The sequence below is a fragment of the Parashewanella hymeniacidonis genome (assembly GCF_016900895.1).
GTDB classification, from domain to species: Bacteria; Pseudomonadota; Gammaproteobacteria; order Enterobacterales; family Shewanellaceae; genus Parashewanella; species Parashewanella hymeniacidonis.
This window is the reverse complement of sequence record NZ_JAFEUN010000025.1, coordinates 39,009-46,141: the sequence shown is the minus strand read 5'-3', so window position 1 is coordinate 46,141 and position 7,133 is coordinate 39,009. Positions and strand designations below refer to the sequence as shown.

7 protein-coding genes are annotated in these 7,133 nt (G+C 40.8%); 5 read left to right on the top strand and 2 right to left on the bottom strand.

Annotated elements, in window-relative coordinates; all coding sequences use genetic code 11:
* Positions 1 to 128: 128 nt before the first annotated feature.
* Both JQC92_RS07200 and JQC92_RS07195 read left to right on the top strand, forming a co-directional pair.
* The gene (locus JQC92_RS07200; protein WP_204999013.1) at positions 129 to 542 is read left to right on the top strand and encodes a hypothetical protein; all 414 of its coding nucleotides are present in this window, start codon (positions 129 to 131) and stop codon (positions 540 to 542) included.
* Between the two features lie 205 nt (positions 543 to 747).
* Positions 748 to 1,860: a hypothetical protein gene (locus JQC92_RS07195; RefSeq protein WP_204999012.1), complete on the top strand. Its 1,113-nt coding sequence runs from the start codon at positions 748 to 750 to the stop codon at positions 1,858 to 1,860.
* Positions 1,861 to 1,930: 70 nt separating this feature from the next.
* Here JQC92_RS07195 and JQC92_RS07190 read toward each other — a convergent pair whose 3' ends face one another.
* Both JQC92_RS07190 and pomA read right to left on the bottom strand, forming a co-directional pair.
* On the bottom strand, positions 1,931 to 2,860 hold the full coding sequence (locus tag JQC92_RS07190; RefSeq protein WP_204999011.1) for a flagellar motor protein MotB: 930 nt from the start codon (positions 2,858 to 2,860) through the stop codon (positions 1,931 to 1,933).
* 3 nt (positions 2,861 to 2,863) lie between these two features.
* Complete coding sequence (pomA, locus tag JQC92_RS07185) at positions 2,864 to 3,631, bottom strand: flagellar motor protein PomA (RefSeq protein WP_129948167.1); 768 nt, start codon at positions 3,629 to 3,631, stop codon at positions 2,864 to 2,866.
* A gap of 360 nt (positions 3,632 to 3,991) precedes the next feature.
* Between pomA and xseB the strand changes: the two genes are divergently transcribed.
* From xseB to dxs, 3 genes are read left to right on the top strand one after another with little or no spacing between them, the layout of a single operon-like run.
* Positions 3,992 to 4,228, top strand: a complete 237-nt coding sequence (gene xseB / locus JQC92_RS07180) for an exodeoxyribonuclease VII small subunit (RefSeq protein WP_129948168.1) — start codon at positions 3,992 to 3,994, stop codon at positions 4,226 to 4,228.
* A gap of 5 nt (positions 4,229 to 4,233) precedes the next feature.
* The gene (gene ispA / locus JQC92_RS07175) at positions 4,234 to 5,127 is read left to right on the top strand and encodes a (2E,6E)-farnesyl diphosphate synthase (RefSeq protein WP_204999010.1); all 894 of its coding nucleotides are present in this window, start codon (positions 4,234 to 4,236) and stop codon (positions 5,125 to 5,127) included.
* A gap of 20 nt (positions 5,128 to 5,147) precedes the next feature.
* Positions 5,148 to 7,013 (top strand): 1-deoxy-D-xylulose-5-phosphate synthase, encoded by a 1,866-nt coding sequence (dxs, locus tag JQC92_RS07170; RefSeq protein ID WP_204999009.1) that lies wholly within the window; start codon positions 5,148 to 5,150, stop codon positions 7,011 to 7,013.
* The last annotated feature ends 120 nt before the right edge of the window (positions 7,014 to 7,133 follow it).

The window sequence follows — 7,133 nt, the reverse complement described above, 5'->3', positions numbered from 1 at the left end:
TTGTGGAGCATCTTTCTCGAAGCATTTTTTCTTTTTCATGTGTACATAAAAACACCATAAAAAGATCGTTCAAGTAACAATGTTAGATCAAGTGACTTGTTTCACAAAAAACAAGAGGGGCTTGGTGAATGGTTACAAGTGAAGAGCTTAAGGATGTTGAAATAGCATGTCGTGACGTCAAAGGAGCTAAAATACCTTTTCAAGCGTATCAAACTCATTTAGATCAACACATAACTTTTCTACAAACAGACACAGAAAGTGATTCATCTAATAATAGCGTGGCAGCTAAATCACCTTATCAAATAAGAAGAATTGGTCGCGGCGAAGGCTCTGAATATGAGGTAAGCACTTCGCTCCCCCATCCTTATGGACAAGATCACTTACCAATTAGTGACTCAATCGGTCCCGCCCCTGCCATTGATGAACAAGAAACACCATCGGAGAGTGAGTTAATTAACCTGAATAGCGAGGTTACCGAGCAAACCTTAATAGACGCTGCCTCTTTCACTACTCAACATTACTATATGATGTTACGAGGATAATCGTCTGAGTAATAAAAAACCTTAATGAAGGCTTTAACGTAATAAAGCCTTTATTTACTTCGCTAACAAAAGAATTTTATGAGTAGTTATAGATTTACAAGAAGTTAATCTTGCTTAATATAAGGCTTTTTATCAATACACAATTATTTTTATCAGCGATAATAAAGTTAAGTGTTAAGAAGCTAATGAGTTAAGGTGGTAAAGTATGGCTGGATTAACCTTCAATACTAACGAAGCAATTAACTTTCAATTAGGCATCACCAAAGGTAACGTTGAAAAACTCGTATCGTTTGCCGATGAAGCAATCGCTCGTAAAAGTGAGTGGCAAGATGTTACTTTTGAAATGCCAAACGGCAAGGTTAAAAAATTCCAAGTAAAATTTGACGTTGTTGATGGTAAAAAAACCGTATCGACAAGACGCAATTCAAAGCTTGCCACCCTGAGCCGAACATCTTTTATTAATAAGTTCTTTGGGAGATTTAGAAGATCTGATACCAAAGCATTTGATAAAGCAGCTGGTGACGTAATAAAACGTTACACCTTAACTAGACATAGTATTACAAATAACCCAAGCCAAAAAGCAGCCCACGAGCATTTCCTTGGCAAAACTGAATTACAAGCTGTAAAACCTTTTATAAACGAAAATGGATATACTTCAGTTATGGCTCCATCAAACGTTTTAAAAGAGTTAGCCGAAAGTCAACCAAGTGATGAGCATATTGCATTAGTTTTCGATTTAGACAGCACCTTATACACTGAGGGTGACTACATTTTTGATAGCACTCAAAACGTTAAGTCACTAGACCCTGAATTGCCAGAGATGCTAAGAACACTAAAAGAAAAACATAAAAACTTACGTATTTTCATTAATACTCAGACCCCCATAGACGCAGAAGATTTAATGAGTGAGAAGCTCAACAAATGTGGTTATAATCCAGCTCTCTTTGACTTTAAACTTATGAGAGGAGATACGGAACTGAAGTATAATGGGCAACGAGCTCACACTAAATGTGAGCGCTTACTTTCAGCATTTGAGGAATTAAAGAAACAAGGCTGGGAGCCTGCAAAAGTTAAGTTCTTCGATGATAATGATGGAGAATTGAGATGTATGAAAAGTGACCTCGAATCAACGAAAATTCCACTCGACTGTTATCAAGTACACGCTGCTAAACATTTTTCTGATTATGGAAAATTAATATCAAGGAGTGCGCAAGAAACTGTAAAGCGCGGCCATTCAGAAACTCAAGTAAATTGCCAAGACTTAATCAACAAAGCCGAAGCTAAAACTCAGCATTACTATTACATGCTCAGAGGCTAATTTTTATTTCCATTTAAAAAGGCGATATTCAAAACAATATCGCCTTTTCCAATTTTAGAGCAACTGAAACCTAAGGCTCAATCCAAATCTCATCACTTTCATGTGGTTTACCTTGCTCAATAGCAATTTCCACACGGCGATTTCGAGCACGATTAATTGGATTGGTATTTGGAACCAGCGGTGCTGTTGAAGCTAACCCCACAACCTTCAAACGTTGCTCATCAAAACCATCTGCTTTTATCATCTCATGTGCAACAGAAAGCGCACGTTTACTCGAAAGCTCCCAGTTTGAACTGTAGAGTTCATTACTTACTCGATAGTCATCCGTATGACCCGAAACCGTAATAATGCCAGGTACATCCTTCAACAACGAGCCAACCTTTCGCATTATGGGTCTAAATCTTGGTTGTAGAAAACCAGAGCCAGAAGCAAAAGCACCTTTTTCACGAATACGAATAATGATCTGCTGACCAAGCGATTCAAGTTCAATAGCACCATCTTCAATTTGCTGTTCGAGTTGCTTAGCGAGTTTCTTTAACTGCTCATTTATTTGTTCTTGATTCGCAGCTGAATCAGCCGTTTCTTTCTTTTCCGCTTCTTGTTGCGCTGTAGATGATGCATCACCACCACGGCGTTCGCCACGTTGATCTTGCACACCACCAGCGCTGTCTGATTCCCCCTCTTGGAAGTTCAGCATCGGCTCAGTCATTTCGCTGGTTTGTTGGTTAATCACTTCAATTGGAGTTGGATCAGGTCTCCCCGGACGAAATTCAAGCGCAATGACCGAAGTACCTTTAGGTATGTCTTTTACTTCAATTTTATTTTGCACACCAAAAGCATATTTCATAGAACCAGAGAGCTGCTTAAACTTAAGCACGTCCATCTCTGAAAACGCTAATAGCAGTACGAAAAAGCACATCAGTAGCGACATTAAGTCTGCAAATGTTGCCAACCACATTGGAGCGCCCGGTGGCGGGCAGTCGCACCCTTTTTTAGCCATGGGTTACTCCTCAGCGCTGCCTTCGCCGCGTTTTTTCTCTGCCAGATAGCTCTTAAGGAAACCTTCTATCACACGTGGGTTTTGACCATCTTGAATAGCAAGTACCGCATCCATGATCAGGCTGCGATTACGCATTTCTTCGTTCATACGTAAAGCAAGCTTATCAGCAATAGGAATCGCAACCATGTTTGCCACCATTGCACCATAAAGCGTCGTTAGAAGTGCTACCGCCATTGAAGGACCAATGGACTTTGGGTCATCCATATTTTGTAACATGGCCACTAAGCCGACGAGGGTACCAATCATTCCCATCGCAGGTGCGACATCACCTAAGGCGGTGAAAATTTTAACGCCTGATTTATGGCGTTCTTCGGTAAGTGCAATATCTTTTTCTAATGCAGCACGTACCACTTCACCGTCATGACCATCGACCAACATATCGACGGCTTTTTGCATAAATGGGTTTGTGATTGTCGCTTCTTCTAAAGCTAAAAATCCCCCTTTACGAGCAGCATCAGCCATCGTTACTGATTGTTCTATCAGATCTTCAGGTTTATCCAACTTGAAAATAAAGGCTTTAATTGCAATTTTAATTGCGCCCAAAAATTGCCCTAAATTGAACTTCATCATTACCACGAATAATGAACCAAATAGAACAATTAGAATTGACGCTACATCTACAAACGCCCCAATGCCACTTTCAGTGGTCGCCATTGAGCCTAAAACAAAACCAAATGCGCCTAAAATTCCAATTAGTGTTGCTAAATCCACAACTTATCCTCGCCAAAAACTGCGTGATTTCCTTTTGCCTTACTTACGTTAGACTGGTAGAACCACAAAAAACTGCAGCGTATTGTACTTAAAAGCTCGCTGCGAGTCTCAACTAAAAAACAACTCCATGTTCACAATTTGTGCAAACAGTTTACAAATCACGCGACTATTATTGTTATTACTAATTACACCTATCAATCTTTTTATCGGTCAAAATAACCTCAAGTTTAGGTAAAAATCATTAAAACAGCTTTTTTTTCTTTTTTACCTCATTTTGTGATTAAAATTTCTTCGGCTAAATTTGACCCTAAGCACTCGCTGATATACTTTGTGCATCGCATACCATAAGGAAACTTCATCGTGGCAAAGAAAACAGAAAACTTAAGTTTTGAAGAGTCTATTTCTGCACTTGAGCAAATAGTTGCTGAACTAGAAAAAGGCGATATTCCACTCGATAAAGCTCTGTCCCAATTTGAACAAGGTATTGCGCTTGTTCGTCAAAGTCAAAGCAAGCTCGAACAAGCACAACAAAAGGTATCTGTTCTGCTTCAGGAAGATGGCAAAGCTAAATTAAAGCCATTTATCGAAGAGGAATAATTTGAGTGGCTGACACAGAATTAAAAGTTTCACTGGCATCTTACCAACAACGTGTAAATCAGATCATTGAATCTCATATCGATGCGTTACCTAATCATGCGCCAAGACTAAAAGAAGCAATGAAGTATTGCACCGTGCTTGGCGGCAAACGCATTCGTCCTTTTTTGGTATACAGCATTGGTGAAATGTTGAATGTTAAGCTCGAACAGCTTGACGCCTGTGCTGCTGCAATTGAATGCATTCATGCCTATTCACTTGTGCACGATGATTTACCTGCAATGGACGATGACGACTTAAGACGTGGTCAACCAACTGTTCATATTGCGTATGATGAAGCAACAGCAATTCTAGTCGGCGATGCATTACAGTCACTCGCCTTTGAAGCGCTTACCCATGATGACAGTGGGCTTTCAGCGTCTCAACAACTTAGTATGCTAAAAGTTTTATCCAAGGCTGCTGGCTATTCGGGTATGTGTGGTGGCCAGGCCATCGATCTAGCCTCAACCAATAAACGTATTGATTTAGATGAACTTTCTGAACTGCACGCATTAAAAACCGGCGCTTTGATCTCGTGTGCTGTAGAACTGGCCTTAATCGCATCAGACGCAGAAAAAAATACCAAAGAATCACTGAGAACTTTTGCTAAAAAAATAGGGTTAGCTTTCCAAGTACAAGATGATATTTTAGATATCACATCAACAACAGAAGAGCTGGGTAAACCTCAAGGTTCTGACACTGACGCAAATAAAAGTACCTTTCCGTCACTATTAGGTTTAGAACAAGCAAAACTGACAGCAGAACAATTAATTAATGACGCACTATCAGCGTTGGCTGATTTACCCTACAATAGCAAAATTATTGAAGATTTTGCCCAATATCTCGTGGCGCGTCGAGTATAAAAAAGTCAAAGACCCTTTATATGAGTGTGGATATCAATCAATTTCCAGTATTAGCAAAAGCGAATACTCCAGAAGAATTAAGACAGCTTCCTAAAACGCAGCTGCCACAACTTGCGGATGAATTACGTGAGTTTTTATTAAAATCTGTGGGTAAATCCAGTGGTCATTTTGCCTCAGGTCTTGGAACCGTCGAGCTGACTGTTGCTTTGCACTACGTTTACAAAACACCTTTCGATCGCCTAATTTGGGATGTGGGGCATCAAGCATACCCACACAAAATCCTTACCGGTCGCAGAGATAGAATGCACACCATTCGTCAAAAAGATGGTTTGCATCCTTTTCCTTTCCGCGAAGAAAGCGAATACGATACCTTTAGTGTTGGCCATTCAAGCACTTCTATCAGTGCCGCTTTGGGAATGGCCATCGCAGCCGAAAAAGAACAAGCAGGACGCAAAGTCGTTTCTGTTATTGGTGACGGTGCGATTACGGGTGGCATGGCGTTTGAAGCCATGAACCACGCAGGTTCGTTACACAACGATATGTTAGTTGTGTTAAATGACAATGAGATGTCAATTTCGGAAAACGTTGGTGCGCTCAACAATCACCTTGCGCAAATCATGTCTGGTCGTTTTTATGCCAATATTCGCGAAGGCGGCAAAAAAGCCCTTCAAGGCATGCCAATGGTCAAAGAAATGGTTCGCCGTACTGAAGAGCACCTCAAAGGTATGGTGGTTCCGGGGACATTATTCGAAGAGCTTGGCTTTAACTATATAGGCCCAATTGACGGTCATGATGTTGAAGCGTTAGTTGACACCCTCAGTAACATGCGCAACCTCAAAGGCCCTCAGTTCTTACATATCATGACTAAAAAAGGTCGTGGTTATGAGCCCGCAGAGAAAGACCCTATCGGTTGGCATGCTGTACCGAAGTTTGACCCAAGCGAATTTAAAAAACCAGCGTCAGCACCTTCAAACCCAACTTTCTCGCAAGTTTTCGGTAAATGGTTGTGTGATGTTGCTGAAAAAGATGAAAAGCTATTAGCGATTACTCCAGCGATGCGTGAAGGTTCTGGCATGGTTGAGTTCTCTCAACGCTTTCCTAAACAGTACTTCGATGCTGCAATTGCTGAACAACATGCCGTAACTCTAGGTGCAGGATTTGCCACTGAAGGATATGGAGCGGTTGTTGCCATATACTCTTCCTTCCTGCAGCGTGGTTATGATCAGCTCATTCATGATGTAGCAATTCAGAATTTACCTGTTTTATTTGCCATCGATCGTGGTGGTATTGTTGGGGCAGACGGTGAAACCCATCAAGGTGCATTCGACTTAAGCTATCTGCGCTGTATTCCAAACATGGTTATCATGACACCATCGGACGAAAACGAGTGTCGTCAAATGCTTTACACTGGCCACCAATACACTGGTGGACCTACTGCTGTACGCTATCCAAGAGGCAGTGCTACAGGTGCAGAGCAAGTAGAGGAAATGACAAGGTTACCCATAGGAAAAGGCCAGATTGTTCGAGAAGGCCAAAAGATTGCGATTTTAAACTTCGGCACAATCTTAGCCTCCGCTAAAACTGCTGCTGAAGCCTTAAACGCTACTGTTGCTGATATGCGTTTTGTAAAACCACTAGATGAAGAGCTGATTACGCAGCTTGCATCAGAGCATGACGTATTAGTCACCATTGAAGAAAACGCCATCGCTGGCGGCGCAGGTTCGGCTGTTTTAGAGTTTTTAAATAAAAATAAAATTCTAAAGCCAGTATTACAAATTGGTATTCCAGACGAGTTTATTAAGCACGGTGCAACCAATCTAGTGTTAGAAGAGTTAAAATTAGATGCAAAAGGCATTGAGCAACAAATCACTGATTATTTAGCTTAAGTTAATCTATAAAAATGCCTAGGCATTGATTCTAGGCTTTTTTATTTCTAATTTTGAACAAATACTGACTACCTCGTAAGCAGTTGATTCTATATGCTGAAAATCTCGCCAATTCAGGGA